The organism is Streptomyces sp. NPDC001914 (assembly GCF_042891215.1).
GTDB lineage: Bacteria > Actinomycetota > Actinomycetes > Streptomycetales > Streptomycetaceae > Streptomyces.
Window position 1 is genome coordinate 521248 of the sequence record NZ_JBIASW010000005.1, and the last position, 25853, is coordinate 547100.

General features: G+C 70.4%; 25 protein-coding genes. 17 read left to right on the forward strand and 8 right to left on the reverse strand.

All coding sequences use genetic code 11. From position 1 onward, the window contains the following. Positions 1 to 123: 123 nt before the first annotated feature. Positions 124 to 681, reverse strand: coding sequence for a DUF4232 domain-containing protein (locus ACFYYF_RS17875; protein WP_388776604.1), 558 nt, complete (start codon positions 679 to 681; stop codon positions 124 to 126). 272 nt (positions 682 to 953) lie between these two features. Then, positions 954 to 1460 (reverse strand): hypothetical protein, encoded by a 507-nt coding sequence (locus ACFYYF_RS17880; RefSeq protein WP_388776607.1) that lies wholly within the window; start codon positions 1458 to 1460, stop codon positions 954 to 956. A 196-nt stretch (positions 1461 to 1656) separates the two neighbouring features. Between ACFYYF_RS17880 and ACFYYF_RS17885 the strand changes: the two genes are divergently transcribed. The 4 genes from ACFYYF_RS17885 (at position 1657) to ACFYYF_RS17900 (ending at position 3759) form a co-directional block, all read left to right on the forward strand. Then, positions 1657 to 2043: a VOC family protein gene (locus ACFYYF_RS17885; protein ID WP_365479563.1), complete on the forward strand. Its 387-nt coding sequence runs from the start codon at positions 1657 to 1659 to the stop codon at positions 2041 to 2043. 314 nt (positions 2044 to 2357) lie between these two features. After that, positions 2358 to 2765 carry an ArsR/SmtB family transcription factor gene (locus ACFYYF_RS17890; protein WP_388776611.1) on the forward strand — a complete coding sequence of 136 codons (408 nt, stop codon included), beginning with the start codon at positions 2358 to 2360 and terminating at the stop codon, positions 2763 to 2765. Further along, entirely contained in the window at positions 2762 to 3268 is a 507-nt protein-coding gene (locus ACFYYF_RS17895; protein ID WP_388776614.1) for an SRPBCC domain-containing protein, read from the forward strand. The genes ACFYYF_RS17890 and ACFYYF_RS17895 overlap by 4 nt, the downstream gene beginning before the upstream one ends. A gap of 206 nt (positions 3269 to 3474) precedes the next feature. Further along, entirely contained in the window at positions 3475 to 3759 is a 285-nt protein-coding gene (locus ACFYYF_RS17900; RefSeq protein ID WP_388776617.1) for a DUF397 domain-containing protein, read from the forward strand. Positions 3760 to 3895: 136 nt separating this feature from the next. Here the strand turns inward: ACFYYF_RS17900 and ACFYYF_RS17905 are convergent, their stop codons facing one another. After that, complete coding sequence (locus ACFYYF_RS17905; protein ID WP_388776619.1) at positions 3896 to 4417, reverse strand: ATP-binding protein; 522 nt, start codon at positions 4415 to 4417, stop codon at positions 3896 to 3898. 338 nt (positions 4418 to 4755) lie between these two features. Between ACFYYF_RS17905 and ACFYYF_RS17910 the strand changes: the two genes are divergently transcribed. From ACFYYF_RS17910 to ACFYYF_RS17935, 6 genes are all read left to right on the forward strand, one after another. Further along, complete coding sequence (locus tag ACFYYF_RS17910; RefSeq protein ID WP_361684906.1) at positions 4756 to 5580, forward strand: helix-turn-helix transcriptional regulator; 825 nt, start codon at positions 4756 to 4758, stop codon at positions 5578 to 5580. A 135-nt stretch (positions 5581 to 5715) separates the two neighbouring features. Further along, on the forward strand, positions 5716 to 7176 hold the full coding sequence (locus tag ACFYYF_RS17915) for an aldehyde dehydrogenase family protein (protein ID WP_388776622.1): 1461 nt from the start codon (positions 5716 to 5718) through the stop codon (positions 7174 to 7176). A gap of 134 nt (positions 7177 to 7310) precedes the next feature. Beyond that, positions 7311 to 7859 (forward strand): DinB family protein, encoded by a 549-nt coding sequence (locus ACFYYF_RS17920; protein ID WP_388776624.1) that lies wholly within the window; start codon positions 7311 to 7313, stop codon positions 7857 to 7859. A 25-nt stretch (positions 7860 to 7884) separates the two neighbouring features. Further along, a complete protein-coding gene (locus ACFYYF_RS17925) occupies positions 7885 to 8526 on the forward strand; it encodes a PadR family transcriptional regulator (RefSeq protein ID WP_361684819.1) in 642 nt (213 codons plus the stop codon). A gap of 224 nt (positions 8527 to 8750) precedes the next feature. Beyond that, positions 8751 to 9704: an ATP-binding cassette domain-containing protein gene (locus tag ACFYYF_RS17930; protein ID WP_388776626.1), complete on the forward strand. Its 954-nt coding sequence runs from the start codon at positions 8751 to 8753 to the stop codon at positions 9702 to 9704. A 113-nt stretch (positions 9705 to 9817) separates the two neighbouring features. Next, positions 9818 to 10546: an ABC transporter permease gene (locus ACFYYF_RS17935; protein ID WP_388776781.1), complete on the forward strand. Its 729-nt coding sequence runs from the start codon at positions 9818 to 9820 to the stop codon at positions 10544 to 10546. Between the two features lie 52 nt (positions 10547 to 10598). Here ACFYYF_RS17935 and ACFYYF_RS17940 read toward each other — a convergent pair whose 3' ends face one another. Together ACFYYF_RS17940 and ACFYYF_RS17945 are read right to left on the reverse strand one after the other, a co-directional pair. Next, the gene (locus ACFYYF_RS17940) at positions 10599 to 12005 is read right to left on the reverse strand and encodes a glutamate decarboxylase (protein WP_361684815.1); all 1407 of its coding nucleotides are present in this window, start codon (positions 12003 to 12005) and stop codon (positions 10599 to 10601) included. A gap of 67 nt (positions 12006 to 12072) precedes the next feature. After that, positions 12073 to 13359: an ion channel protein gene (locus ACFYYF_RS17945; RefSeq protein WP_388776628.1), complete on the reverse strand. Its 1287-nt coding sequence runs from the start codon at positions 13357 to 13359 to the stop codon at positions 12073 to 12075. Between the two features lie 137 nt (positions 13360 to 13496). Here ACFYYF_RS17945 and ACFYYF_RS17950 point away from each other — a divergent pair, with 137 nt between their 5' ends. Further along, positions 13497 to 14264: a MerR family transcriptional regulator gene (locus ACFYYF_RS17950; protein WP_388776631.1), complete on the forward strand. Its 768-nt coding sequence runs from the start codon at positions 13497 to 13499 to the stop codon at positions 14262 to 14264. 58 nt (positions 14265 to 14322) lie between these two features. Here the strand turns inward: ACFYYF_RS17950 and ACFYYF_RS17955 are convergent, their stop codons facing one another. Further along, positions 14323 to 14688, reverse strand: a complete 366-nt coding sequence (locus tag ACFYYF_RS17955) for a YbjQ family protein (RefSeq protein ID WP_361684809.1) — start codon at positions 14686 to 14688, stop codon at positions 14323 to 14325. 140 nt (positions 14689 to 14828) lie between these two features. Here ACFYYF_RS17955 and ACFYYF_RS17960 point away from each other — a divergent pair, with 140 nt between their 5' ends. Then, on the forward strand, positions 14829 to 16094 hold the full coding sequence (locus ACFYYF_RS17960) for a VTT domain-containing protein (RefSeq protein WP_388776634.1): 1266 nt from the start codon (positions 14829 to 14831) through the stop codon (positions 16092 to 16094). Positions 16095 to 16179: 85 nt separating this feature from the next. Here the strand turns inward: ACFYYF_RS17960 and ACFYYF_RS17965 are convergent, their stop codons facing one another. Then, on the reverse strand, positions 16180 to 17838 hold the full coding sequence (locus tag ACFYYF_RS17965) for a threonine/serine exporter family protein (RefSeq protein WP_388776637.1): 1659 nt from the start codon (positions 17836 to 17838) through the stop codon (positions 16180 to 16182). 156 nt (positions 17839 to 17994) lie between these two features. Beyond that, the gene (locus ACFYYF_RS17970; protein ID WP_037625961.1) at positions 17995 to 18486 is read right to left on the reverse strand and encodes an inorganic diphosphatase; all 492 of its coding nucleotides are present in this window, start codon (positions 18484 to 18486) and stop codon (positions 17995 to 17997) included. A gap of 142 nt (positions 18487 to 18628) precedes the next feature. Here ACFYYF_RS17970 and dacB point away from each other — a divergent pair, with 142 nt between their 5' ends. The 5 genes from dacB to ftsH all read left to right on the forward strand — a co-directional run bounded on the left by dacB (position 18629) and on the right by ftsH (position 25730). Further along, positions 18629 to 20122 carry a D-alanyl-D-alanine carboxypeptidase/D-alanyl-D-alanine-endopeptidase gene (dacB, locus tag ACFYYF_RS17975; RefSeq protein ID WP_388776639.1) on the forward strand — a complete coding sequence of 498 codons (1494 nt, stop codon included), beginning with the start codon at positions 18629 to 18631 and terminating at the stop codon, positions 20120 to 20122. 147 nt (positions 20123 to 20269) lie between these two features. Then, positions 20270 to 21418, forward strand: coding sequence for a zinc-dependent metalloprotease (locus ACFYYF_RS17980; protein ID WP_388776642.1), 1149 nt, complete (start codon positions 20270 to 20272; stop codon positions 21416 to 21418). A gap of 194 nt (positions 21419 to 21612) precedes the next feature. Then, positions 21613 to 22776, forward strand: coding sequence for a tRNA lysidine(34) synthetase TilS (gene tilS / locus ACFYYF_RS17985; RefSeq protein WP_388776645.1), 1164 nt, complete (start codon positions 21613 to 21615; stop codon positions 22774 to 22776). A 165-nt stretch (positions 22777 to 22941) separates the two neighbouring features. Next, the gene (gene hpt / locus ACFYYF_RS17990) at positions 22942 to 23502 is read left to right on the forward strand and encodes a hypoxanthine phosphoribosyltransferase (RefSeq protein ID WP_359023416.1); all 561 of its coding nucleotides are present in this window, start codon (positions 22942 to 22944) and stop codon (positions 23500 to 23502) included. A 200-nt stretch (positions 23503 to 23702) separates the two neighbouring features. Next, entirely contained in the window at positions 23703 to 25730 is a 2028-nt protein-coding gene (ftsH, locus tag ACFYYF_RS17995; RefSeq protein ID WP_361684902.1) for an ATP-dependent zinc metalloprotease FtsH, read from the forward strand. Positions 25731 to 25853 lie beyond the last annotated feature (123 nt).

A 25853-nucleotide genomic window follows, 5' to 3' on the forward strand; every position in this document is an offset into this window, starting at 1 on the left:
GAGCCGCGCCGGGTCTCCTGGAACCGCGCCATGTCCGCCAGCGCCGTGCCGGGTCCCTTAGAACCGCGCCGCGTCCCCTAAAGCCGCGCCGCGTCCGTCAGAACGCCGGGCGCCGCTCGTACGTCAGTCGCCCGCGTGCTGGAACGGTGTCACCGAGGCGTTCGGCTCGCTCGCCGAACCCTTCCCGGCCAGCGGACCGTACGACCACGGGAAGCTCTGCGTGGTGTCGGCGCCGGGCAGGGCGATCTTCAGCGTCTTCACGGCGAGGGTCTTGGCGTCCCCGTCCGCGCCCCGTACGTAGGTGATCGTGAAGGTCGCGGTGTCGCCCTCGGCGAGGGTCAGCGGCTCCGGCGCCGCGGACTTGTCCGCCTCGATGGCGGCGGAGACGCCGCCCCCCTCCACGGTGAGCCCGGGGAAGCCCGTCAGGGTGCACCGGGCGCCCTTGTTGGTGAGGGTGACGGGGATGTTGCCCGTGTCCCCGGCGGCCGTGGCGGCGTTCGCGGGGCCGACCTGGATTCCGGTGTCGCCGATCGCGCAGGCCGCGGCGGTCGCCTTCTCCGACGATCCGGCCGCGTCGCCGGACTTCCCGGAACCGCCGGTGCTGCCGGAGCCGCCGCCGTCGCAGGAGGTCAGGGCGAGGGCCGCCGCGAGGACGGTGACGGCGATGGGCAGAGCGCGCATGGGTTCCCCTGGAGGTCGTGACGTTGTGCATGGATCATCACGCACCCGGGTCCACCGAGGTTGCGCGCCCCTCGCTGTTCACCCGCACGGGACCGGTATCGCCCGATATTGTCCGCGGACGTTCGCGCCTTGTCGGGGCGGCCGCGTGATCCCGTCGGGTTCGCGTGGCCGGGCCATCGCCGGTTCGAGCGATTGCCGGTTCGAGCGACCGCCGGATGAAGCCGTCGCCGGATCAGGTCGTCGCCGGATCAGGCCATCGGCGGATCAGGCGATCAGGAGCCCAGGCTCGCCGTCGGCAGGCCCGACGGCAGCTTGCCGCCCTCGCTCTTCGTGTACGTCTCCTTGCCGAGGCCGCCCTCCCAGGTGACGGTCAGCGTCGTACCGCTGACGGAGTCGACCATGCCGACGGCGCGCTTCTTGCTGCCGTCCGTGCAGGCGAGGCGGATCATCCGCATGCTCGCCTCCTCGGACGAGGTGCCGCTGCACACCGTGCCGCCGGTCGCGAAGAGGCCGGCCTGCTTGCCGTTGATCATGAGCACCACGGCCTTGCCGTCGGCGGTCGTGAGCCAGCTTCCCTGGAGCTTGCCGCCCGCGGCGGGGGTGCCGCCGGAGCCGCCGCCCGTACCGGCGCCGTCCGTCGTGGACGCGCTCGGGGTCGCCGACGGGTCCCCGGAGTCGTCGCCCCCGCCGCTGCAGCCGGTCAGTACGGCCGCCGCCGCCAGTCCCGCGGCCACCGCCGCGATACGCGCGCGGCGGGACGGGAAGGTCGCCGTAGTCACTGAAGCCCCCAAGGGTGGGATGGATGCGGGTCGTCCGGACGATCGCAGCAAGCTATCAGGAGGACCCGGAGACCCCCTCCGGTGATGCGGGGTGCGGTTGCTCACGGGTGTACGACGGTGCGGGGGCGCGAGGGCGCAATAGGTAGGAGATTCCCTACGGTTGACGCGTAGGGAATCTCCTACCTATTCTCGCATCATGAACGTCACTCACGCCTCCTTCGTCACGCTTCCCGTCGCCGACCAGGAACGGGCCCTTCGCTTCTACCGGGACGTCCTCGGATTCGAGGTCACCGCCGACCTGGACATGCCGCCCGGCCGGTGGCTCCAGGTGGCGCCGAAGGGGGCGCAGACCGTCTTCACGCTCTCGGGTCCCGGGATGGGGGGTTTCACGCCCGGCGAGGTCCGGGGGATCATGTTGGTGACGACCGACGTCGACGCCGACTGCGCGCGGCTCACCGCCGCCGGAGTCGGGGTGGAGGGTCCGGACGACCTTCCCTGGGGTCGCATGGCCTCGTTCCGGGACCCCGACGGCAACGGTCTGATGCTGATCACGGAGAAGGCCCTGGAGTCGGCCTCGGAGTAGGAGCGAAGGGTGCTGAGCGCGCCATGACCGGGACCGGAGTCGGGCAGGGGGCCCCGGCCGGAGTGCCCGTCGAAACGGGGGCGCCCGTCGGCTTTCCCGGCGGAGCCGCCGCCGCGGCCGCCGGAGCTGGTGCGCCCGCCGGAACCGGCTCTCTCGCCGGCGCCGATTCTCCGGCCGGAGCCGGCTCGACGGTCGGAACCCGCTCCGCGACCGCAACGGGCTCGACGGCCCGAACGGGCTCGACGACCGGAACCGGCTCAACGGCCGGCGTCGACTCTCCGGCCGGAACTGCCTCAACGGTCGGCACCGGCTCCATGACCGGAACTGGCTCGACGGCCGGCACAGGTTCTCCAGCCGGCACGGGCTCTCCGCCCCGACAGGGTGACCCCTCCGCCCAAGAGGATCAGCTCTTCGCGGCGCTCGCCAACTCCACCCGGCGTGAGGTGCTGCGGCTGCTGCGGGAGCGGGGGCCGCAGCCGGTCCAGGCGCTGGCCGACCACTTCGCCATGCGGCGCCCCAGCCTCTCGGAACACCTCAAGGTGCTGCGGGAGGCCGGACTCGTGTCCGAGGAGCGCGCGGGCCGGCAGCGCATCTACCGCCTGGAGGCCGGCCCGCTCGCCGACGTCCAGGACTGGCTCCATCCGTACGAGCGTTTCTGGAGCGACAGGCTGAAGGATCTCGGCGCCCTCCTGGACCGCATGCCCGACGATGCCGGGACATGACCTCCGACCCGCAGGGCGCGACCCCCGATCCCCGCAGCCCGGCCCCCGCTGACGGCGACGACGACCTCACGACCGTCCGTGTCGCCCAGTTCTTCCCGCACCCGCCCGCCAAGGTCTGGCGGGCGCTCACCGAGCCCGGACTGCTCGCCCAGTGGCAGATGCCGGGCTCCGAGGACTTCCGGCTGGAGGTCGGCCACCGCTACAGGCTGACGGCCGTCCCGCGCCCGAACGCGAACTTCTCCGGCACCGTCGACGTGCGCGTTCTCGCCTTCGAGCCCGAGCGGATGCTGAGCGTCCGCTGGGCCGACGCGGACGCCCGGCGGCCCGCGGACTGGACCATTACCTGGACACTGGAACAGGAAGGGCGCGGCACGCGTCTCTTCCTAGTACACGAGGGATTCGATCCGGACGATCCCACACAGATGATGGCGCGGAAGATCATGGACGGGGGCTGGAGGTCGCATGTGATGCGATCTCTGGGGAATGCGCTGGACCGGATGTAGGACCGTAGGGCACTCCGGTGAGGTGCAGGCCGTAGTCGGGCGAGCGACAGCCGGTAGTCAAAGGCCGGTAAAAGCTGTAACCGCAGGACCACCCCGCGTGCACGTGCATCTGCCCATGCATCTGCACATGAACAGAGCTATGATCCGAGTCAGTTGACTACTGCACCTATGGCCACCTCAGCCACTGCACGACCGGGGAGCGACCTGTGGACCACGACGTGTTCGACGTGGATGACGTGTACGACGGTATGGCTGAATTTGCGTACAACGGCATGGCTGCGACCGAGCTTGACGGCGTCGCCTGGCAGAAGAGCCGGCACAGCAACTCACAGGGTTCCTGCGTGGAGTTCGCGCGGCTGCCCGGCGGTGACGTGGCCGTGCGGAACTCGCGGTTCCCCGAGGGGCCCGCGCTCGTCTACACGCGCGCCGAGATCGAAGCCATGCTTCTGGGCATCAAGGACGGCGAGTTCGACCACCTGATCGCGGGCTGACGGCCGTGATCACGGGGTGTCCCGGACCGGTGGGTCGCGAGGCGGCGACGGTACGGGTGGCGTAATCCGAGGGTGAACTTCACTCTGCGTTCAGTAACGCGCGTAGAACCGCGGCGCCAGAAGGCGCCGCGGTTCTCTATTCGGAGGAGAGCGCGGGCGTCGCGGGCTGCACTCCGAGCCGGAACAGCGCCCAGACGACCTTGCCGCTGAGCGTTCCGGCGAGCGGGTGCCAGCCCCAACTGTCCGAGAACGAGTCGACGAGGAAGAGGCCGCGCCCCGACTCCGCCGCGAAGTCGTCCGAGTCGCCGGCGACGGGACTCTCGTGGCTGGGGTCGCGCACCGCGCACACCAGTCGTGAGGTCCACCTCATCAAGTGCAGCCGTACGGGCGGCCCTTGGTCGTCCTTGCGGGGCGTGTCCGCGGGCAGCGCGTGCCGCAGGGCGTTGGTGACGAGTTCGGAGACGACCAGACAGACGTCGTCGAAACGGTCGCCGATCTCCCACTGGTCCAACGTCTGGCGGGTGAACTGCCGGGCCTCGCGCACCGCTTCGTAGCGGGCGGGCAGGGCGCACGAGGCGGCGCTGGACACGGCCGCGGGATCGAGAGGCGGAAGTCCCTGCCGTAAGGGTTCGAGCATGGTCGATCCATTCGTCCCCATGCGAGGCACTCCCGGGTGTTCGCGGTCGTTGCGATGCAGCGGTGGCGCGGGGACCATGGTTCCGAATGCGTACAGCAGATGCAAGGGCAGATGCACGTGCACGCGCCCGAATTGGACCTTCCTCTGCTACTTCTGGCTCATTTCTTCCTTCACCTTATTCTCAGTTCTCGACGCTTCACTGATCCTTTCCTGTGCCTCTGCTTTGGCTGCTTTCCGTTTCCGTAACTGAACGAGTACTGCTTGAAGTGTTTTAGTGGCAGACTTCGGCGTCTGGAAGACGGTTGGGGAGGCTGACGAACGTGAGCGCTGGTGAGTCGAGCGGCTCGGTGGTGCGGCGCATGCTGCTGGGGTCACATCTGCGGCGCCTGCGTGAGGCGCGTGGCATCACCCGTGAAGCGGCCGGCTACTCGATCCGCGCCTCCGAATCGAAGATCAGCCGTATGGAGTTGGGAAGGGTGAGCTTCAAGACCCGCGACGTCGAGGACCTGTTGACGCTCTACGGGATCACGGACGAGGCCGAGCGCACCTCCCTCGTCTCGCTCGCCAAGGAGGCCAACGTCGCCGGCTGGTGGCACAGTTACTCCGACGTCCTGCCCAGCTGGTTCCCCACCTACGTCGGCCTGGAGGGCGCGGCCCACCTGATCCGGGTGTACGAGGTGCAGTTCGTGCACGGCCTGCTCCAGACCGAGGCGTACGCGCACGCCGTCGTCCGGCGCGGCATGAAGGGTGCCTCCGCGGCCGACGTCGACCGGCGCGTGGCCCTGCGCCTCGAGCGCCAGAAGTACCTCGTCTCCGAGAACGCCCCCGAGTTCCACATCGTCCTCGACGAGGCCGCGCTGCGCCGCCCGTACGGCGACCGCGAGGTGATGCGCGGACAGCTCCAGCACCTGATCGAGGTCTCCGAGCGGCCCAACGTGCGTCTCCAGGTGATGCCGTTCAGCTTCGGCGGGCACTCGGGCGAGAGCGGCGCGTTCACCATCCTGAGCTTCCCCGAGTCCGATCTGTCGGACGTCGTCTATCTGGAGCAGCTGACCAGCGCGCTGTACCTGGACAAGCGCGAGGACGTCAACCAGTACGAGGGCGCGCTCAAGCAGCTCCAGCAGGACAGCCCCGGTCCGGCCGAGAGCCGTGATCTGCTGCGCGGGCTGCTCCAGCTCTCCTGAGAGTGGCCGCAGACTTCTCTGGTCTCCTTCAACTCCCTTGAAACACAAGTACGATGACATGTGATCAGACCGTGATCGGATGTCTGCTGTCCCGGGCCAAGGACTGTCTCGGCAGCACAGGGATTGAGGGAGCACATGTCGTCCTACTTCACCGACCTGGCCCAGCAGTACATCGACGGCGAGTGGCGCCCGGGAACGGGCTCCTGGGACATCATCGATTTCAACCCGTACGACGGCGAGAAGCTGGCCTCGATCACGATAGCCACGGTCGAAGAGGTCGATGACGCCTACCGCGCCGCCGAGCGCGCCCAGAAGCAGTGGGGCGCGACGAACGCGTACGCGCGCCGCGCGGTCTTCGAGAAGGCCCTCGCCGTCATCGACGAGCGCGAGGCGGAGATCACCGACGTGATCATCGCCGAGCTCGGCGGCACCCGCCTCAAGGCGGCCTTCGAGCTGCACCTCGTCCGGGAGTTCCTGCGCGAGGCGGTCCAGCTCGCGCTGCGCCCCGAAGGGAAGATCATCCCCTCGCCGGTCGACGGCAAGGAGAACCGCCTCTACCGCGTCCCCGTCGGTGTCGTCGGCGTCATCAGTCCCTTCAACTTCCCCTTCCTGCTGTCGGTCAAGTCCGTCGCCCCCGCGCTCGCGCTCGGCAACGGCGTGGTCCTGAAGCCGCACCAGAACACCCCGATCGTCGGCGGCTCCCTGGTCGCGAAGATCTTCGAGGAGGCGGGCCTGCCCGGCGGCCTCCTGAACGTCGTCATCACCGACATCGCCGAGATCGGCGACGCCTTCATCGAGCACCCGGTCCCGAAGGTCATCTCCTTCACCGGCTCCGACAAGGTCGGCCGGCACGTGGCCACCGTCTGCGCCGCGAACTTCAAGCGCTCGGTGCTCGAACTGGGCGGCAACAGCGCCCTGGTGGTCCTGGAGGACGCGGACATCGACTACGCGGTCGACGCGGCGGTCTTCAGCCGCTACGTCCACCAGGGCCAGGTCTGCATGGCCGCCAACCGTGTCCTCGTGGACCGCTCGATCGAGGCCGAGTTCACCGAGAAGTTCGTCGCCAAGGTCAGGACGCTGAAGACCGGCGACCCGAGGGACCCGCAGACGGTCATCGGCCCGGTCATCAACGCCTCCCAGGCGGACGCGCTGTCGGGCGTCGTCGAGCAGGCGATCACCGAGGGCGCCACCGCCCTGGTCCGCGGCACCACCACGGACAACCTGGTCGAGCCCTCCGTCCTGACCGGTGTCCCCGCCGACTCGGACCTGCTGCGCCAGGAGGTCTTCGGCCCGGTCGTCTTCCTCGTCCCCTTCGACGGGGAGGAGGAGGCGGTCCGGATCGTCAACGACACGCCGTACGGCCTCTCGGGTGCCGTCCACACGGCTGACGTCGAGCGCGGCGTGAACTTCGCCAAGCAGATCGACACCGGCATGTTCCACGTCAACGACGGCACCGTCCACGACGAGCCCCTCGTCCCCTTCGGCGGCGAGAAGCACTCCGGCATCGGCCGCCTGAACGGCGAGACCACGGTCGACGCCTTCACCACGACGAAGTGGATCTCGGTGCAGCACGGACGGAGCCGCTTCCCCTTCTGAGACGCCTTCGCGTGCTCCGGTACGCCTTCGCGTGACCGTTCAGCGCGCCCGGACCCTTGCGGACAGAACCTGACCGCAAGGGTCCGTAGCGTCGTCGGTGTCAGTCGGAAGGACCCGATGAGAGGCGGCCGGTCATGGTCACGCATGTGCGAGCGGAAGAGCGGGGCGACGAGCGGGGGGCGCTGCTCGCGTTCATCGAGGAGCAGCGCGGCGGCATCCGCCGGTCGCTCCTCGGGCTGACGGAGGAGCAGGCGGCGAGCCGGCCGAGTGCCAGTGAACTGTCCCTGGGCGGACTGCTCAAGCACGTCGCCGAGGTCGAGCAGGGCTGGATCGCGCGGGCCAAGGGCGAGCAGCCGGCCGTCAAGCGGGACGAGTCGAACTGGCACGAGTGCTTCGTCCTCGTCGACGGCGAGACGGTCGCCTCGCAGCTCGCCCACTGGGAGAAGGTCGCCGCCGAGACCGAGGCCTTCCTGCGCTCGGTGCCGAGCCTGGATGACACCTTCGCGCTTCCGCCGGACCCCTGGTTCCCGCCCGAGGGCCGCGTCTCGATGCGCTGGCTGGCCCTCCACCTGATCCGCGAGACGGCCCGGCACGCCGGGCACGCGGACATCATCCGCGAGTCCCTGGACGGCAAGACGGCCTTCGAGCTGGTGGCGCTGGAGCAGGGCTCCTCCTGGGCCTGACCGCACCACCCCTAGGCTGGACGCCATGTCAGCGATCCGTCTCCTCGTGCTCGGCGCGGTCCGCCAGCACGGGCGGGCCCACGGCTACCAGGTGCGCAACGACCTCGAATACTGGGGCGCGCACGAGTGGTCCAACGCCAAGCCCGGCTCGATCTACCACGCGCTCAAGCAGATGGCCAAGCAGGGACTGCTGCACGCCCACGAGATCGCGCCGTCCACGGCCGGCGGGCCGCCGCGCACCGAGTACGAGCTCACGGCCGCGGGGACCGAGGAGTTCCTGGCGCTGCTGCGCGAGTCCCTGACGTCGTACGACCAGAAGATGGACGTCCGCTCGGCAGGCATCGGCTTCATCGTCGACCTGCCGAGGGACGAGGCGGTGGCCCTCCTCGAGGAGCGGATCCGCGGGATCGAGCAGTGGCGTGCGGCCGTCACCGAGCACTACGTGCCCGAGGACGGCCCCGCCCAGCTCGGGCACATCGGCGAGATCATGGACCTCTGGGTCCACTCCGCCGACGCCGACGCGGCGTGGACCCGCGGTCTGATCGCCCGCGTCGAGGGGGGCGCCTACACCTTCGCCGGGGAGGGCGAGCCGTTCGTCGGGGTCCTGCGTGACGACCAGGAGAACCCGTACGCGACGGGGGAGCGCCACCCGGAGGACGCGCGCTGACCGGCGAAGGTCGGCACGGAGCACGGATCCCACCACTCGGCCTCGCCGCTCGATTCCGCCACTCATCAAGACTCGATTCCACCACTCATCAAGTTTGACTAATCCCATGACCGGCCTTACCCTCCGTTGGCGTGTGTCGGTAGTCAAGTTTGATTACTGGCGTCGAGGGCGGCTGAGAACGGCCGCGGACCGGCCCGGAAGCGGGCCGGAACGAAGGGAGCGGGATGACCGGGGCGATCGTCGTCGAAGACGTACGCAAGCGGTACGGGGAGCATCACGCGCTGGACGGACTGGACCTCCTGGTCGGGCGCGGCACGGTGCACGCGGTGCTCGGACCCAACGGAGCGGGCAAGACGACCCTGGTCCGGGTCCTGTCGACGCTTCTGCGCCCGGACGGCGGCCGGGTGGAGGTCGCCGGGCACGACGTGGTGCGCGAGGCCCGCCGGGTGCGGTCCCGCATCGGCCTGCTCGGCCAGCACGCCGCCCTCGACGAGGAGCTCGGCGGCCGGCAGAACCTGGAGATGTTCGGACGCCTGCACCACCTGGGCTCCCGCGCCGCGCGGACGCGGGCCGGTGAACTCCTGGAGCGCTTCGGTCTCGCCGGCACCGGCCGCAAGGCGGTCCGCGACTACAGCGGCGGCATGCGGCGCCGCCTGGACCTGGCCGCGTCGCTCATCACCGACCCCGAGGTGCTGTTCCTGGACGAGCCGACGACCGGACTCGACCCGCGCGGCCGGGCGGAGGTGTGGACGGCGGTGCGCTCCCTGGTGGGCGGCGGTACGACGGTGCTGCTCACCACCCAGTACCTGGAGGAGGCGGACCAGCTCGCCGACCGCATCTCGGTCGTCGACCGCGGACACGTCATCGCGGACGGCACGGCCGACGAACTGAAGTCCCGGACGGGCGGGGACCGCATCGACGTGGTGCTGCGCGATGCGGGTCTGCTAGGCGCCGCCGTGGCCCTGCTGCCGTTCGCGGGGGAGGGGGTCTCGGTCGACGCGGACCGCCGGCTGCTCAGCGCTCCGGTCACCGACCGCATGGCGGCCCTCGCCGCGGTCGTCCGCGCCCTGGAGGAGGCCGGCATTGAAGCGGAAGACATCGCGCTGCGGCGCCCGACGCTCGACGAGGTCTTCCTGCACCTCACCGGAGACGCGTCACGAGCCAAGGAGGCCGTGTGAGCACGACGTACGACACCGTCCGCGAAGGGAACCGGGGACCCGGGCGACCGGGAGGAACCGGCGGGCCGCGCGAACTCCGCCCGGGAGGTCGCCTGCTGTCCGACTGCTGGACCATGACCCGCCGTGAATTCGCCCGCTGGGCACGGCAGCCCGTCCAGGCGGCGGTCGGCCTGGTCTTCCCCGTGATGCTGCTCCTGATGTTCGGCTACCTGGTCGGCGGCGGCCAGGGCGTCGAGGGCGAGTACGTCGACTACCTGGTGCCGGGCATGCTCGCCCTGACCATGGCGTTCGGCCTGGAGGGCACGATGCTGGCCGTCACCCAGGACCTCGGCAAGGGCGTCATCGACCGCTTCCGCTCCCTGCCGATGGCCAACGGGGCCGTCCTCGTGGGCCGTTCGGCCGCCGACATGGTCCAGTCGGCGGCGAGCCTGGCCGTACTGACCGGGGTCGGGTACGCGATCGGCTGGCGCCCCGACAGCACTCCCGGCGCGTTCCTCGGAGCGATGGGGCTGCTCCTGCTCCTGCGCTTCGCCATGCTGTGGATCGGCATCCACCTGGCGATGGTGGCCGGGAAGCCCGAGCTGGTGCAGGCCGTGCAGATCCTGGTCTGGCCCGTCGGCTTCCTGTCCAACGTCTTCGCCTCCCCCGGCTCCATGCCCGGCTGGCTGGGCACGGTCGTCGGCTGGAACCCCATGTCCCAGACCGCGACGGCCGTCCGCGAACTGTTCGGCGGACCGGGCGGCGAGCCGGGTCACATCGCCCCCGCGATCCTGTGGCCCCTGGCCCTGCTCGCGCTCTTCTTCCCCCTGGCGGTACGCCGGTTCGCCCGCCTGAGCCGCTGACGGAAACGCCCCTCCCCGGGCCGCCTGCTCCGGAAGGCGGCCCGGCCGGGCCTCAGTGGTGGAAGCCCGTCGCCGCCTCCCTGTCGTGGGTCAGCGGGTGGGGCTGGCGGCGCAGCTCGGGCAGCAGGCGGGTCAGGTCCTCGATGAAGAGGTCGGCGAGGTCGGAGGAGAAGCCGTTGCGGCACACCACCCGCAGCACGGACAGGTCCTCGCGGTTCTCGGGGAAGGTGTACGCGGGCAGCAGCCAGCCGCTCTCGCGCATCCTCCGGGACACGTCGAACACGTCGAACGCCGTCACCTCGGGCGCCGTCGTGAAGGCGAACACCGGCAGCTGGTCCCCTCGGGTGATGAGCCGGAAGTCGCCCAGGCAGTCCACGCGCTCGGCGAGGGCGCGCGCCACGTCCCTGGTCGTCTGCTGCACGGCGCGGTAGCCCTCCCGGCCCAGCCGCAGGAACGTGTAGTACTGCGCGACGACCTGGGCTCCGGGGCGGGAGAAGTTGAGCGCGAAGGTCGGCATGTCGCCGCCCAGATAGTTCACCCGGAACACCAGTTCCTCCGGGAGCTCGGCCGCCGTCCGCCACAGGGCCCAGCCCACGCCCGGGTAGACCAGGCCGTACTTGTGGCCCGAGGTGTTGATCGAGGACACCCTGGGCAGGCGGAAGTCCCAGACCAGGTCCTCGTCCAGGAACGGCGCGATCATCGCGCCGGACGCGCCGTCGACGTGGACCGGGATGTCGAGTCCCGTGCGTTCCTGGAGCCGGTCCAGCGCCGCGCACAGCTCCTCGATCGGTTCGTAGGACCCGTCGAAGGTCGAGCCCAGGATGCCGACGACCCCGATCGTGTTCTCGTCGCACAGCGCGGCGGCCGCCTCGGGGTCGAGATGGAACCGGTCGCCCTCCATGGGGATCTGGCGGGCCTCGACCTCCCAGAAGTTGCAGAACTTCTCCCAGCACACCTGGACGTTCACGCCCATGACCAGGTTGGGCCGGGCGCCCGGGTAGCGGTCCGCGTTGCGCAGGGCCCAGCGCCGCTTCAGCGCCATGCCGGCGAGCATGCACGCCTCGCTCGACCCGGTCGTGGAACAGCCCACCGCGGCCGACGGGTCCGGCGCGTTCCACAGGTCGGCGAGCATCGACACACAGCGCCGCTCCAGTTCGGCCGTCCGGGGGTACTCGTCCTTGTCGATCATGTTCTTGTCCCGGCACTCCGCCATCAGGACGCCCGCCTGCGGCTCCATCCAGGTGGTGACGAAGGTGGCCAGGTTCAGCCGGGAGTTCCCGTCCAGCATGAGCTCGTCGTGGACGAGCTGGAGCGCGGTCGTCGGCGGCAGCGGGCCGTCCGGGAGACGGTGCTTGGGCGGTGCCTCGACCATGCCGCTGACCGGGTTGGCCTCGCCGTAGAAGGGGTTGACGGAGTGCGGGTGGGCGTCGGGCTTCTGCTGGCCCTGGTGCAGCGCCATGGGGTTCTCCCAACGGTCGGCGGGACGGGCGTCCCATTTCTTCATCGGATGAGGGCGCCCCGGCGGTTCACCGGATCGCGCTTCCGTCCTTGCGCAGCTGCATCTGCGGCCGCCCGGTCACCAGCAGCCACGCGGGCAGGGAGGCGATGCAGAGCAGGGCGATGATCGACGGCGAGGCCACCAGGACGGCGGCGGTGAACAGGCTCACCCAGCCCTGCCGGGTGATCGCGAGAAGCGTGCCCAGGACCCCCGCGGCCAGTCCGAGCGACGGATCGACGGCCGGCACCAGGGCATGGGCGCACAGACCGAACGCGGCGCCGACGAAGACGGCGGGGAAGATCCGGCCGCCGCGGAACCCGCAGGACGCCGCGACGACGAGCGCGGCCAGCTTCACCACCGCCATCAGGGCGAACCGGCCCGCCGACCAGCCGTCCGGGTCGTGGGCGATCTCGGCGACCTGGTCCAGGCCCTTGAACAGCGTCAGTGGCCCGCCCAGGCAGCCCAGCAGGCCGAGGACGAGCCCGCCGACGGGCAGGGCCGCCATGGGATGGCGCAGCAGGGAGAAGGCCTTGTGGACGTGGGGGAAGGCGTAGACCCCGGCCATGCCGAGCACCGCCGCGGCGGAGGCGACCACCACCGCGGACAGCACATCGGCCCAGCCCGGGCTTCCGAGCGGGGGAAGACCGAGGTCGAAACTCGCGTGTCCCAGCAGCGACGTCAGCATCGAGCCCACCGAGGCGGCCGTCAGCGGTGCGAAGAGGTTGTCCCACAGCATGCCCTTGACCTGCCGTCCGGCGAGCGCCTCGGAGATGACCAGCGCCGCCGCGACGGGCGTGCCGAACAGGGCGCCGATGGTCCCCGCCTCGGCCAGCATCACCCACAGTTCGCCGGGCGCCGCGGGGGCGAACCGGCGGCCGGCCCAGAACGCCAGCGCGACGTTGGTGGCGATGATCGGGTTCTCGGGGCCGAGGCTCGGACCGCCCGCCAGCATCAGCGCGGCCGCCACGAGCAGCCCGGGCAGGATGTAGGGGGCCATCGGTTCCGCCTGGAGCCCCAGCGTGGCCGGATCGGGGCCCGCGTGGCCCGGCGCCTTCCACACCACCAGACCGACCAGGATGCCGGTGGTGGTGAGCATGACGATCATCCAGAGCGAGGAGTATCCGCCGATGCCGAGCGCGTCGGGCAGGTCCGTCCACAGCACGTCCTTGAGCTGGTCGGCGAGCTTGCTCACGCCCACGAACAGAAGGCTCGAGACCGCGCCGACGACCACGGCGGGGAGGAAGAGGGGCAGCAGCCTCCGCGCGGGCGTCGCCCGGGTGGGGGCCGGTCCCGGGGGAGCCGCTTCGTCGGTCACGGGCTCACCATAAACGCGCGAATCGGACATAACATCCCGGGCGTCGTCGGTCGGACCGGCCCGAACGGGCACCGCGGGCTTGCACCTCACGTCACGTCAGGACCCATCGTGGAGGGCGTACCGAGGAAGGAGCGGAAGTGGGCTACTCAGTGGGCCAGGTCGCCGGATTCGCCGGGGTGACGGTGCGCACGCTGCACCACTACGACGAGATCGGTCTGCTCGCGCCGGGCGGACGCAGTCACGCGGGCCACCGGCGTTACAGCGACGCCGATCTCGACCGGCTGCAGCAGATCCTGTTCTACCGGGAACTCGGCTTCCCGCTCGAGGAGGTCGCCGCCCTGCTCGACGACCCGGAAGCGGACCCGCGCGCGCATCTGCGCCGCCAGCACGACCTGCTGACCGCCCGGATCGAGAAGCTGCAGAAGATGGCCGCGGCCGTGGAGCACGCCATGGAGGCACGCACGATGGGTATCGACCTCACGCCCGAGGAGAAGTTCGAGGTCTTCGGGGACAAGGACCCCGAGGAGCACGCCGAGGAGGCCGAACGCCGCTGGGGCGGTACGGAGACGTACGCCGAGTCGCAGCGCCGCACCGCCCGCTACACCAAGGACGACTGGAAGCGCATGCAGGCCGAGGTGGCCTCCTGGGGCGAGCGGTACGACGCCCTGATGGCGGACGGGGAGCGGCCGGACGGCCCGCGGGCCATGGACATGGCCGAGGAACACCGGCAGCACATCACCAAGTGGTTCTACACGTGCACGTACGAGATCCACCGGGGACTCGGCGGGATGTACGTCGCGGACGAACGGTTCAAGGCGTTCTACGACTCGATGCGGCCGGGGCTGGCCGAACACCTGAGGGACGCGATCACGGCGAACGCCGCCCGGCACCCCGGGGAGGCCTGACCGGTGAGGGGCGCCCGCGAAGGCGGGCGCCCCTCACCGGTGCCGGGTGCCGCGGGTCCTACTCCTTCACCAGGACCACGGCCGTGCCGTAGGCGCAGACCTCCGTGCCCACGTCCGCCGCCTCGGAGACGTCGAAGCGGAACATGAGGACGCCGTTGGCGCCACGCGCGCGTGCCTGCTCGACGAGTCGCTCCATGGCCTGGTTGCGGGTCTCCACCAGTGTCTTGGTGAGCCCCTTGAGCTCACCGCCGATCATCGACTTCAGGCCCGCGCCGATCTGGCTGCCCAGATGGCGGGAGCGGACCGTGAGGCCGAAGACCTCGCCGATGACCTGCTCGACGCGATGGCCGGGAACGTCGTTCGTCGTCACGACCAGGACGTCCGCGTGGGGACGCTGACCGCCGCCGTATTCATCGATGCCCATGGTCCACAGCTTTGTCCCAGTCGGCGCACAGTGCATCCTGGAGTCACGGGTGGAACCTGGCGTTGACACATTGCGTTGATAGCTTTGACCGGCCGTACAGGACCGCCGTACCTCCCTTCACCCCTCAGGAGCCCGGACCCGTGATGACGCTCGCCCTCGGTCCCAGCTGGCTGGATCCGAACACGCTCCTGGACAATTTCGGCATCTGGGGCCTGCTGCTGGTGGTCTTCGCCGAGTCCGGCCTGCTCATCGGCTTCTTCCTGCCGGGCGACTCGCTGCTGTTCACCTGCGGTCTGCTGATCGCCACGGGCGCCCTGGACTTCCCGCTGTGGGCGGCGGTCCCGCTGATCTGTCTCGCCGCGATCCTCGGCGACCAGGCGGGTTACCTCTTCGGCAAGAAGGTCGGGCCCTCCCTCTTCACCCGCCCGGACTCCCGCCTGTTCAAGCAGGAGAACGTGGTCAAGGCCCACGAGTTCTTCGAGAAGTACGGCCCCAAGTCCCTGGTGCTGGCCCGCTTCGTGCCCATCGTGCGCACATTCACGCCGATCATCGCGGGCGTCAGCGGCATGCGGTACCGCCCCTTCCTCACCTTCAACATCATCGGCGGCATCCTGTGGGGCGCCGGCGTCACCCTGCTCGGCTCCTGGCTCGGCAAGATCGAGTTCGTCAACAAGCACATCGAGATGATCCTGATCCTGATCGTGCTCGTCTCGGTGGTCCCGATCGTGATCGAGTTCCTGCGCGCCCGCTCCCAGGCCAAGAAGAACCCGCCGCAGCCGGCGCAGGAGCCGCAGGACTTCCAGGAGGACCCCTTCCCGGCTCCGTCCGAGGCCGCCCGCACCCGCCCCGCCGCGCCCGTCATGGACGACGCGACCAGGCCGCTGCGCGTGCCGCCGGTCCACGAGGGCCAGGACTCGCCGTACGGCGGCCGGAACCAGGCCCGTCCGTACGGGAACCAGGGTCACGGTCAGTCGTACGGGAACCAGGATCAGGACCAGTCGTACGGCAACCAGGGGCACGGCCAGTCGTACGGGAACCAGGGCCAGGACCAGTCGCACGGGAACCAGGGCCACGGCCAGTCCTACGGGAACCAGCACCAGGGCTACGGCAACCAGCACCAGGGCTACGGCCGCCAGGGTGAGCCGTACCCGTCCCAGCAGCAGTACCAGCCCCAGCCGTCCCAGCACCGGCCGCGGCAGCCCCAGCAGCAGTACCAGCAGCCCCAGCACCAGCAGTCGTACGGCTCGGACCAGGGCTACGCCTACGACCAGCAGCAGTACGACCAGGGGTACCAGCAGGGCTACGACCAGGGGCAGGCCCACCCGCAGCAGCACCCCCAGGGCCACCCGCGCCGTCAGTACGACGCCGACCAGTACCCCTACGGCCAGGGCCCCGCGCAGAACTGAGGCATCGGCCCGGTCCTCCTGGGACCGGGCCGATCTTCGTACCGACCGGGCCGACGTCCGTACCGCCCCCCGCCGGGACCGCGCCTCAGAACCCGCGGGTCCGCTTGGCGGCCCGCCGCCCGCCGGCGGAGCCGCCCGGCAGACGCAGGAACAGCCGCGAGATCTCCGAACCCAGGTTCACGCCGATCGCGATGGCCATCGCCAGGGCCGCCGCCTTGGTGAGCGACACCAGCCCCTTGTCGACGTTGTTCTGGGCGATCGACAGCAGTCCGAAGTAGGTCGCCGAACCGGGCAGCAGCGGCCCGATCGCGGCCGTCGTGTAGGGCAGCGCGGAGGCGAACCGGTAGCGGCTGAGCAGCTGCCCGAAGAGGCCCACGAGGCCCGCCGCGACGGCCGTGGAGGCCACCGGAGATATACCGCCCGCGAAGTGCATCGCCCCGTAGACCGACCAGGCCACGCCTCCGTTGAGGGTCACGGCGAGGACGGTGGAACGTTCCTGCTGGAGCAGGACCGCGAAGGTGAGCGACAGCAGCATCGACGCGGCGATCTGGATCAGCGGCCGCTCGGAGATGTTCAGCGCCGCGTCCGGGTCGAGCTGCGCGCCCAGCTTGACGCCGAAATAGAGCACCACCAGGACGCCGACGACGATGCCCACGAAGAAGTACATGACTTCGAGCAGCCGCGCGGACGCGGTGATGTAGAAGCCGGTCAGTCCGTCCTGCACCCCGGCGACGAGCGCCCGCCCCGGCAGCAGCGCGAAGAGCCCACCGGTGATCACGGCGGACGCCTTCACGTCGACGTGCGCCACCGTGAGCGCCACCCCTATCGCGGCGGGCGGCATCGCGGCGGCCGTGAACTGGTAGAACTCCGGAAGCCCGCGTCCCGCGCACAGCCAGGCCAGGCGGTCTCCGAGCATCGCGCCGAGCGCGGCGGCGACGAACACGATCGCGTCACCGCCGACGAGCACCGAGGCCGCGCCGGCCAGCAGCCCGCCGGAGGCCGTCAGCGCCCAGCCGGGGTAGGGATGCCGGTTGCGCCGCATCTCCGCGAGCCGCCTGTACGCCTCCTCCAGCGGGATCGCCGTCTCCGGGTCGCTCAGGTCGTCGACGAGCCGGTAGACGGCCGCCAGGCGCGTGTAGTCGGTGCCCCGGCGGCGCACCGTCCGTGAGGCCGTCACCGGGTCGTCCACCAGGGACGGCTGGTGCGAGATCGACAGCAGGGTGAAGGTGACGTTCGGCTCGCAGCGGTCCAGGCCGTAGGAGCGGCACACGGCGAACATCGCCGTCTCCACGTCCTCGGCGCCCTCGCCGCCCGCCAGGAGCAGCTCGCCGATGCGCAGGGTCAGGTCGAGGACACGCGGGACGGCGGGCCCCGACTCGTCCTCCTTGTGCACGGGCTCCGGCGCGGGCCGCTCGGTCACCGGCATGCGCAGCATCGTGCGCATGCGGTCCTGCCAGGGCGCGTCCTTGGTCAGGCTGACCATGGGGATCCCGGTTGCGGGCGTGAACGCGGGAGGCGCTTGCCGGGCGCTGTAGGTGTGCGGCGTGCTGAAGGCCGAGCCCTCGTGCTCCGGCCCGGCCGTCTGCGGTGCGTCGAGGCCCTGGGGGAGCGCGAACTCCGACGTCGTCGAGGATTCGTCGTCGGCCGCCGCCGGTCCCGGCGGCGCCACACCCGTGGGCGGGCTGAAGGCACTCCTCGCCTCGTCCGAGTGCGGCTTGCGGTCTTCCGCTTCCGGGTCCGCCACCAACTCCAGCCTCGCCTTTTCCGTCTGTGTCGTTGTCCTTCTTGCCTTCCGTATGCCTCAGTATGCGTACGGACACACGAACGGGCCGCGTGACCCCAGGAGGATCACGCGGCCCGTTCGGAAGAGTGGGGAGGTCGGCGACCGCCCGCAGGGAGGTCAGTGACCGCCCTGGTCCTTGAAGCGCTTGTAGGACCGCTCGATCTCGGCCTCGGCGTCCGCGCGGCCGACCCAGTCGGCGCCCTCGACGGACTTGCCCGGCTCCAGGTCCTTGTAGACCTCGAAGAAGTGCTGGATCTCCAGGCGGTCGAACTCCGACACGTGGTGGATGTCACGCAGGTGCTCCACGCGCGGGTCGTGCGCCGGGACGCACAGCAGCTTGTCGTCGCCGCCGGCCTCGTCCGTCATACGGAACATGCCGATCGCGCGGCACTGGATGAGGCAGCCCGGGAAGGTCGGCTCGTCCAGGATGACCAGCGCGTCCAGCGGGTCGCCGTCCTCGCCGAGGGTGTTCTCGACGAAGCCGTAGTCGGCCGGGTAGCTGGTCGAGGTGAAGAGTCGACGGTCCAGACGGATCCGACCGGTCTCGTGGTCCACCTCGTACTTGTTCCGTGAACCCTTCGGAATCTCGATCGTGACGTCGAACTCCACCGGTGGCTCCTCCATGATCAGCACATAGTTCTGGTGATTAAGTGTCCCTCACGCAGGTGGGTGATCGCGAAAGGGGCTGGTGGTCGTGCCAGAGCTGAGGGCTTGGCGGGCCGCGAGACCGCATGTGGTGCGGGTCGCGCGGATGGTGAGACCGCATGTGGCGCGGGTCACCCAAGCCGTGCGGCCGCGTGCCGGGCGGTTGACGACGCCGCAGCTCACAGCCGTCGCCGCGACCGCCGGCCTGGCACTCGCGGCCGGCGCGGTGACCGTGGCCGGTCCCTGGGACTCCACCGGTCAGCGTACGGCCGAGCGGGACTGGGCCGCATCGCGGACGCCCGAGGGTGGCACACATCACGCACGTAAGTCCGGTACGCACCGAACCTCCCCCCGGCCCGCCCCCAGCGCCGCCACGGTGCTCGCCGGGCTCGGCGGCCGGACGAGCAACGGGTCCGCGCCCACCGGGAAGGCCCTCGCGGACGTTCTCGACCCGCTGCTGGCCAACCCCGTCCTCGGCTCGGCCCGCACCGCCGTCGTGATCGACGTGGCCACCGGCGAGCGGCTCTACGGCAAGGGCGCCGAGCAGGTCCAGACACCGGCCTCCACCACGAAGATCGCGACCGCCGTCGCCGCCCTCACGGCGCTCGGTCCCGACCACCGCATCGAGACGCGTACGGTCCTGGAGCCCGACACCAAGGAGGTCGTGCTCGTCGGCGGCGGCGACCCCACGCTGACGGCCCGCAAGCCCACGGACGGGTGGGCCGACCTGGACTCCCTCGCCCGGAAGACGGCCACCGCCCTGAAGGCCCGTCACATGGATCACGTGACGCTCTCCTACGACACCTCGCTGTACTCCGGCCCCGCCCTTCACCCCATCGGGGTCAACGACAACATCGCGGCGGTCACCCCGCTGATGGTGGACGAGGGTCGCCTGGACCGCTCGACCAGCGGGACCGCCGGGCGGGCCCCGGACCCGGCCGCGGACGCCGCGCGGAAGTTCGCCGACCTGCTGCACGACCACGGCATCACCGCGGCCGCGCCCGGCCCCTCGAAGGCGACGAGCCGCTCCCAGGCCCTTGCCTCCGTCTCCTCGCCGCCGCTGTCCGCCCTGGTCGAGCGGATGCTGACCAACAGTGACAACGACATCGCCGAGGCCCTGGCCCGTCAGGTCGCCCTCGCGTCCGGCGAGAAGGCGAGCTTCGACGGCGACGCGAAGGCGATCCGCGCCCAGCTCAAGAAGCTCGGACTCCCGCTGACCGGGGCGCAGTTCGCGGACGGCAGCGGCCTGAACCGTGCCGACAGGCTCTCCGCCGACCTGCTCGCCGCGCTGCTGGCCGCGGCCGGCGACCCGGCCCACCCCGAACTCCGCCCGGTCCTCACCGGCCTGCCCGTCGCCGGCTTCACCGGCACCCTCAGCACCCGCTACACCGACGCCCCCACCGCGACCGGGGTCGTCCGCGCCAAGACGGGCACCCTGACCGGGGTCAACACCCTCGCCGGCACCGTCGTCGACAAGGACGGCCGCCTCCTGGCCTTCGCCTTCCTGACCTCCGACGCCGCCAACCCCCCGAATGCCGTGGAGGCCCGGGCGGCGCTGGACCACGCGGCCACGGCACTGGTGGCGTGCGGCTGCCACTAGACGTGTCCCGCCCTCGGGGGCCGCGAACCCGGCCCCTCCCGACCTCTCCCGGCCCCTGAGAACCAGAAGCACCAACGGCCCCTCGGCGGCGACGCGGACGGCGCCGGACCCTCACCGCAGCGGGACCCGCTCACGTACGGTTGACGCATGACGAGCATCGGTGGTGCTGCATCTACTGGGATGGTCGACTGGAATCTCGCGGTGGCGACCGCGACCCGGCTCGTACGGCCGGGCCCGGAGGTGAGCCGCGACGAGGCCAGGGCCATCGTCGCCGAGCTGCGCCGGCACGCGAAGGCCTCGGAGGAGCACGTCAGGGGCTTCACCCGGATGGGTGATGACGTGCTCCACGACACCCCCGTCCTCGTCGTCGACCGCCCCGGCTGGGTCCGGGCGAACGTCGCCGGGTTCCGGGAGATCCTCAGGCCCCTGCTGGACAAGATGCAGGAACGGCGCGGGAGCTCCCCGGGCGGAGCCGTCCTCGGCGCCGTCGGCGGCAAGGTCACCGGCGTCGAGCTGGGCATGCTGCTGTCGTTCCTGTCGTCGAGGGTCCTCGGGCAGTACGAGACGTTCGCGCCCGCGACCCGGGACCTTCCCGCCGGATCGCCCTCCGCCACCGGCAAGGGCGGCGGCAGGCTCCTGCTGGTCGCCCCGAACATCGTGCACGTGGAGCGCGAACTCGACGTCCAGCCGCACGACTTCCGCCTGTGGGTGTGCCTCCACGAGGAGACGCACCGCACCCAGTTCTCGGCCGTGCCCTGGCTGCGCGACCACCTGGAGGGCGAAATCCAGTCGTTCTTGGCGGAGACCGAGGTCGACCCCATGACCGTCCTGGAGCGCGTCAGGGAGGCCGCCCAGTCGCTCTCCGGCTCCCGCCCCGACACCGAGGAGGACGACGGCGGACGTTCCCTCGTGGAAATCGTGCAGACACCCGCCCAGCGCGAGATCCTCGGCCGGCTCACCGCCGTGATGTCCCTCCTGGAGGGACACGCCGACTTCGTGATGGACGGCGTCGGACCCGCCGTGGTCCCCTCCGTCGCCGAGATCCGCGAGAAGTTCCAGCAGCGCCGCGCCAAGGGAGCCTCCCGCCTGGACATGGCCCTGCGCAAACTGCTCGGCCTGGACGCCAAGCTCCGGCAGTACAGGGACGGCGAGCGGTTCGTACGGGCCGTCGTCGACGAGGTCGGCATGGACGGCTTCAACCGTGTGTGGACCTCTCCGAACACGCTCCCGACCAAGGCGGAGATCGCCAAACCGGCGGACTGGGTCGCGCGGGTGCACCGCAAGGCGGAGTCGTGAACCCGGCGGGACGGTCGTGAAACGAATCCGGCCGATGGCAGGCAAACGCTCCTGCTATCACCCGTCCGAGGGACCGTGGAGCATGGGTAGGCGTGCAATGCTCGGGGAACGCCCCGGTTCTGTCACCATCTACACACTCTGAGTGACAGATCCCCGGGGCTAACCCCCCGAAAACTTCATGAAGGGAACCGGACATGGGTCCCCATCCTGCGGTCGCGGCGATACGCCTGGCGGTCCGCCGCGTACTCCACGACATCCTGACCGAGCAACCGCCCGCCCACGACACCCGGCGCACGCCCGCACGCGGTGCCGCGCGCCCCTGCGCGCCCGACCCGGAACGCGTCCCCGCCCCCGGAACGCGGCGCAGCGTCGCCGCGCCCGCACGCGCCGCGCACGACCAGGCCCACGCGAGCTCCCGGCCCCGGCCGGGCGAGGACGTCCCCCCGGCGCCGCTCGTGCTCGTCGCCTGCTCCGGCGGCGCCGACTCCATGGCGCTCGCCTCCGCCCTCGCCTTCGAAGCCCCCAAACTCGGCATCCGCGCCGGTGGCATCACCGTCGACCACGGTCTTCAGCCCGGCTCCGACCTGCGCGCCGACGAAGTCGTGCTGCGCCTCACCGAGCTCGGGCTCTCCCCGGCCGAGTCGATCGCCGTCACCGTCGGCCGCGACGGAGGCCCCGAGGCCGCCGCCCGCGACGCCCGGTACGCCGCTCTGGACTCCGCCGCCGAACGCCACGGCGCCACCGCGATCCTGCTCGGCCACACCCGCGACGACCAGGCCGAGACGGTCCTGCTCGGCCTCGCCCGCGGCTCCGGCATCCGCTCCCTCTCCGGAATGGCCGCGGTCTCGGGGGCCGACGGCCGCTACCGCCGTCCCTTCCTGCACCTGGACCGGCAGACCGCCCGCAAGGCGTGCATGGTCCAGTCGCTGCCCGTCTGGGACGACCCGCACAACGCCGATCCGGCCTACACCCGCTCCCGGCTCCGCCACGAGGGTCTGCCCGCCCTCGAGAAGGCCCTCGGCAAAGGAGTCGTCGAGGCTCTCGCCCGTACGGCCCAGCTCTCCCGGGACGACGCCGACGCCCTCGACGCCTGGGCCAGCCAGGCGGAGGCGTCCGTACGGGACGCGGCCGGCCTTCTGGAGTGCGCCAAGCTCTACGCCCTGCCGCCCGCCGTACGCCGCCGGATCCTGCGCCGCGCGGCCATCGAGGCGGGCGCTCCGGCCGGATCGCTGTTCGCCCGGCACATCGAGGAGATCGACCGGCTGATCACCGGATGGCGCGGCCAGGGGGCCATCAATCTCCCGGGCAAAGTCGTCGCCCAGCGCCAGGGTGGCAGACTGGTGATTCGGCAAGGCTGAAACCGGACCACGCACCGGGGCCGCTCGCGCGGCTCCCCGGAACCCCTCGATTCGGGGCGCGGGCGGTCCGAACGGCCGCGCGGGCGTGCCGAAGGGGACCGTCGCCGGTTACATGGCGCCCTGTAGGTGACGAGCCCAAAAAAGTGGGACGGACGACCGAAAGTGATGCGGGTGGACGCGAAAGACATGGGCACCGACCTCAAGTCGGTGCTCATCACCAAGGAAGAGATCGACGCGAAGCTGGCCGAGCTGGCCGCGAAGATCGACGCGGAGTACGCGGGCAAGGATCTGCTGATCGTCGGAGTGCTCAAGGGTGCCGTGATGGTCATGGCGGACCTCGCGCGTGCGCTGTCCACCCCCGTCACCATGGACTGGATGGCCGTCTCGTCGTACGGCGCGGGCACCCAGTCCTCCGGTGTGGTGCGGATCCTCAAGGACCTGGACACCGACATCAAGGGCAGGCACGTCCTGATCGTCGAGGACATCATCGACTCGGGACTGACCCTGTCCTGGCTGATCTCGAACCTCGGCTCCCGCGAGCCCGCCTCGCTCAAGGTGTGCACGCTGCTGCGCAAGCCGGACGCGGCCAAGGTCGCGATCGACGTCGAGTGGGTCGGCTTCGACATCCCGAACGAGTTCGTCATCGGCTACGGCCTCGACTACGCCGAGAAGTACCGCAACCTCCCGTTCGTCGGTACGCTCGCGCCCCACGTCTACGGCGGCTGAGAGCCCTCTTCCTGAGGGCTGCTCAGTCCTTGTGGGACGGATCGGGAACCCCAGCGGGTTTCGCGCCGTTGGAGCATGCGTGGACGGGATTGCCAGCGGTCCCCTGCGGCTTCGGGTGACAATGCTGGGGTACCGTCCGAAGAACAGTCTTTATCAAACTCACTATGGCAGGAGGGACGGGGCGGCACCGCTCCGTATGGATGGACGTGAAGCGATACTTCCGTGGGCCGGTCATGTGGATCGTGCTGGCCGTCCTTGCCGTGGTCGTGTTGATGCAGGTCGTCGGTTCGTCCGGCGGCTACAAGACGGTGGACACCGGCCAGGTCGTCCAGGCGATCAATGACAACAAGGTCGAGTCAGCCAAGATCACCACTGGCGACGAGCAGGTCATCAAGGTCTCGCTGAAGGACGGCGAGAAGGTTGACGGCAGCTCGAAGATCCAGGCGAGCTACATCGGCGACCAGGGCGTGGCCCTGGCCAACACCCTGCAGGACAAGTACCAGAACAAGCAGATCCCCGACGGCTACACGGTCTCGCCGACCAAGCAGAACGCCTTCGTCGGGATCCTGCTCTCCCTGCTCCCCTTCGTGCTCATCGTGGTCGTCTTCCTGTTCCTGATGAACCAGATGCAGGGCGGCGGCTCCCGGGTCATGAACTTCGGGAAGTCCAAGGCGAAGCTCATCACCAAGGACACCCCGAAGACGACGTTCGCGGACGTCGCGGGCTCGGACGAGGCCGTCGAGGAACTCCAGGAGATCAAGGAGTTCCTCCAGGAGCCGGCGAAGTTCCAGGCCGTCGGCGCGAAGATCCCCAAGGGCGTCCTGCTCTACGGGCCTCCCGGAACGGGCAAGACGCTCCTCGCGCGCGCCGTCGCGGGCGAGGCGGGCGTTCCCTTCTACTCGATCTCCGGTTCCGACTTCGTCGAGATGTTCGTCGGTGTCGGTGCCTCGCGAGTCCGTGACCTGTTCGAGCAGGCCAAGGCGAACGCTCCGGCGATCGTCTTCGTCGACGAGATCGACGCGGTCGGCCGCCACCGCGGCGCCGGCCTCGGCGGCGGTCACGACGAGCGCGAGCAGACGCTGAACCAGCTCCTCGTCGAGATGGACGGCTTCGACGTGAAGGGCGGCGTCATCCTGATCGCCGCCACGAACCGGCCCGACATCCTCGACCCGGCCCTCCTGCGTCCCGGCCGCTTCGACCGCCAGATCGCGGTCGACCGTCCGGACATGCAGGGCCGTCTGGAGATCCTCAAGGTCCACCAGAAGGGCAAGCCGGTCGCCCCGAACGTCGACCTGTCCGCGGTGGCCCGCCGGACTCCGGGCTTCACCGGTGCCGACCTGGCGAACGTGCTGAACGAAGCCGCGCTGCTCACCGCGCGCAGCAACCAGAAGCTGATCGACAACGGCATGCTGGACGAGGCGATCGACCGTGTGGTCGCGGGCCCGCAGAAGCGGACCCGGATCATGTCGGACAAGGAGAAGAAGATCACCGCGTACCACGAGGGCGGACACGCCCTGGTCGCGGCGGCTTCCCCGAACTCCGACCCGGTCCACAAGATCACGATCCTGTCGCGCGGCCGTGCCCTCGGCTACACGATGGTCCTGCCGGACGAGGACAAGTACTCCACCACGCGCAACGAGATGCTGGACCAGCTCGCGTACATGCTGGGCGGCCGCGCTGCCGAGGAGCTCGTCTTCCACGACCCGACCACCGGCGCCGCGAACGACATCGAGAAGGCCACGGCCACCGCTCGCGCGATGGTCACGCAGTACGGCATGACCGAGCGTCTCGGCGCGATCAAGTTCGGCGGCGACAACACCGAGCCCTTCCTGGGCCGGGAGATGTCGCACCCGCGCGACTACTCGGAAGAGGTCGCCGCGCTCGTCGACGAAGAGGTCAAGAAGCTCATCGAGAACGCGCACAACGAGGCCTGGGAGATCCTGGTCGAGAACCGCGACGTGCTCGACCAGCTCGTGCTCCAGCTGCTGGAGAAGGAGACGCTGAGCAAGGAGCAGATCGCCGAGATCTTCGCTCCCATCGTGAAGCGCCCGGCCCGCCCCGCGTGGACCGGCTCCTCCCGTCGAACCCCGTCCACCCGCCCGCCGGTGCTCTCCCCCAAGGAGCTGTCGCTGACGAACGGGGCGAACGGCTCGACGGCGGCCATCGCCACCGCGACGGAATCCGTCCCGGCGGCGGAGAAGGCCCCCGAGGACCGCACCGACAGCTGAGTCCGCTCGGCTCCGGGCGGCCTCACCAGGCCCGGAATGCATGCCGCGCCCCCCAGGTTCTAGCCTGGGGGACGCGGCATTTTCGTGTGCCCGCACCTTTTGGACGCGTCGAGGCACGCGCAG

Coding starts and splice junctions, on each gene's coding strand:
- ACFYYF_RS17910 (WP_361684906.1), top strand. CDS start 4,756: ATGCTGCTGGGGTCACATCTGCGGCGCCTGCGTGAGGCGCGTGGCATC.
- ACFYYF_RS17885 (WP_365479563.1), top strand. CDS start 1,657: ATGAACGTCACTCACGCCTCCTTCGTCACGCTTCCCGTCGCCGACCAG.
- ACFYYF_RS17895 (WP_388776614.1), top strand. CDS start 2,762: ATGACCTCCGACCCGCAGGGCGCGACCCCCGATCCCCGCAGCCCGGCC.
- ACFYYF_RS17955 (WP_361684809.1), bottom strand. CDS start 14,688: ATGGGCATCGATGAATACGGCGGCGGTCAGCGTCCCCACGCGGACGTC.
- tilS (WP_388776645.1), top strand. CDS start 21,613: ATGGGTCCCCATCCTGCGGTCGCGGCGATACGCCTGGCGGTCCGCCGC.
- ACFYYF_RS17925 (WP_361684819.1), top strand. CDS start 7,885: ATGTCAGCGATCCGTCTCCTCGTGCTCGGCGCGGTCCGCCAGCACGGG.
- ACFYYF_RS17890 (WP_388776611.1), top strand. CDS start 2,358: ATGACCGGAACTGGCTCGACGGCCGGCACAGGTTCTCCAGCCGGCACG.
- hpt (WP_359023416.1), top strand. CDS start 22,942: ATGCGGGTGGACGCGAAAGACATGGGCACCGACCTCAAGTCGGTGCTC.
- dacB (WP_388776639.1), top strand. CDS start 18,629: ATGGTGAGACCGCATGTGGCGCGGGTCACCCAAGCCGTGCGGCCGCGT.
- ACFYYF_RS17980 (WP_388776642.1), top strand. CDS start 20,270: ATGACGAGCATCGGTGGTGCTGCATCTACTGGGATGGTCGACTGGAAT.
- ACFYYF_RS17915 (WP_388776622.1), top strand. CDS start 5,716: ATGTCGTCCTACTTCACCGACCTGGCCCAGCAGTACATCGACGGCGAG.
- ACFYYF_RS17905 (WP_388776619.1), bottom strand. CDS start 4,417: ATGGGGACGAATGGATCGACCATGCTCGAACCCTTACGGCAGGGACTT.
- ACFYYF_RS17920 (WP_388776624.1), top strand. CDS start 7,311: ATGGTCACGCATGTGCGAGCGGAAGAGCGGGGCGACGAGCGGGGGGCG.
- ACFYYF_RS17940 (WP_361684815.1), bottom strand. CDS start 12,005: ATGGCGCTGCACCAGGGCCAGCAGAAGCCCGACGCCCACCCGCACTCC.
- ACFYYF_RS17935 (WP_388776781.1), top strand. CDS start 9,818: ATGACCCGCCGTGAATTCGCCCGCTGGGCACGGCAGCCCGTCCAGGCG.
- ACFYYF_RS17875 (WP_388776604.1), bottom strand. CDS start 681: ATGCGCGCTCTGCCCATCGCCGTCACCGTCCTCGCGGCGGCCCTCGCC.
- ACFYYF_RS17930 (WP_388776626.1), top strand. CDS start 8,751: ATGACCGGGGCGATCGTCGTCGAAGACGTACGCAAGCGGTACGGGGAG.
- ftsH (WP_361684902.1), top strand. CDS start 23,703: ATGGACGTGAAGCGATACTTCCGTGGGCCGGTCATGTGGATCGTGCTG.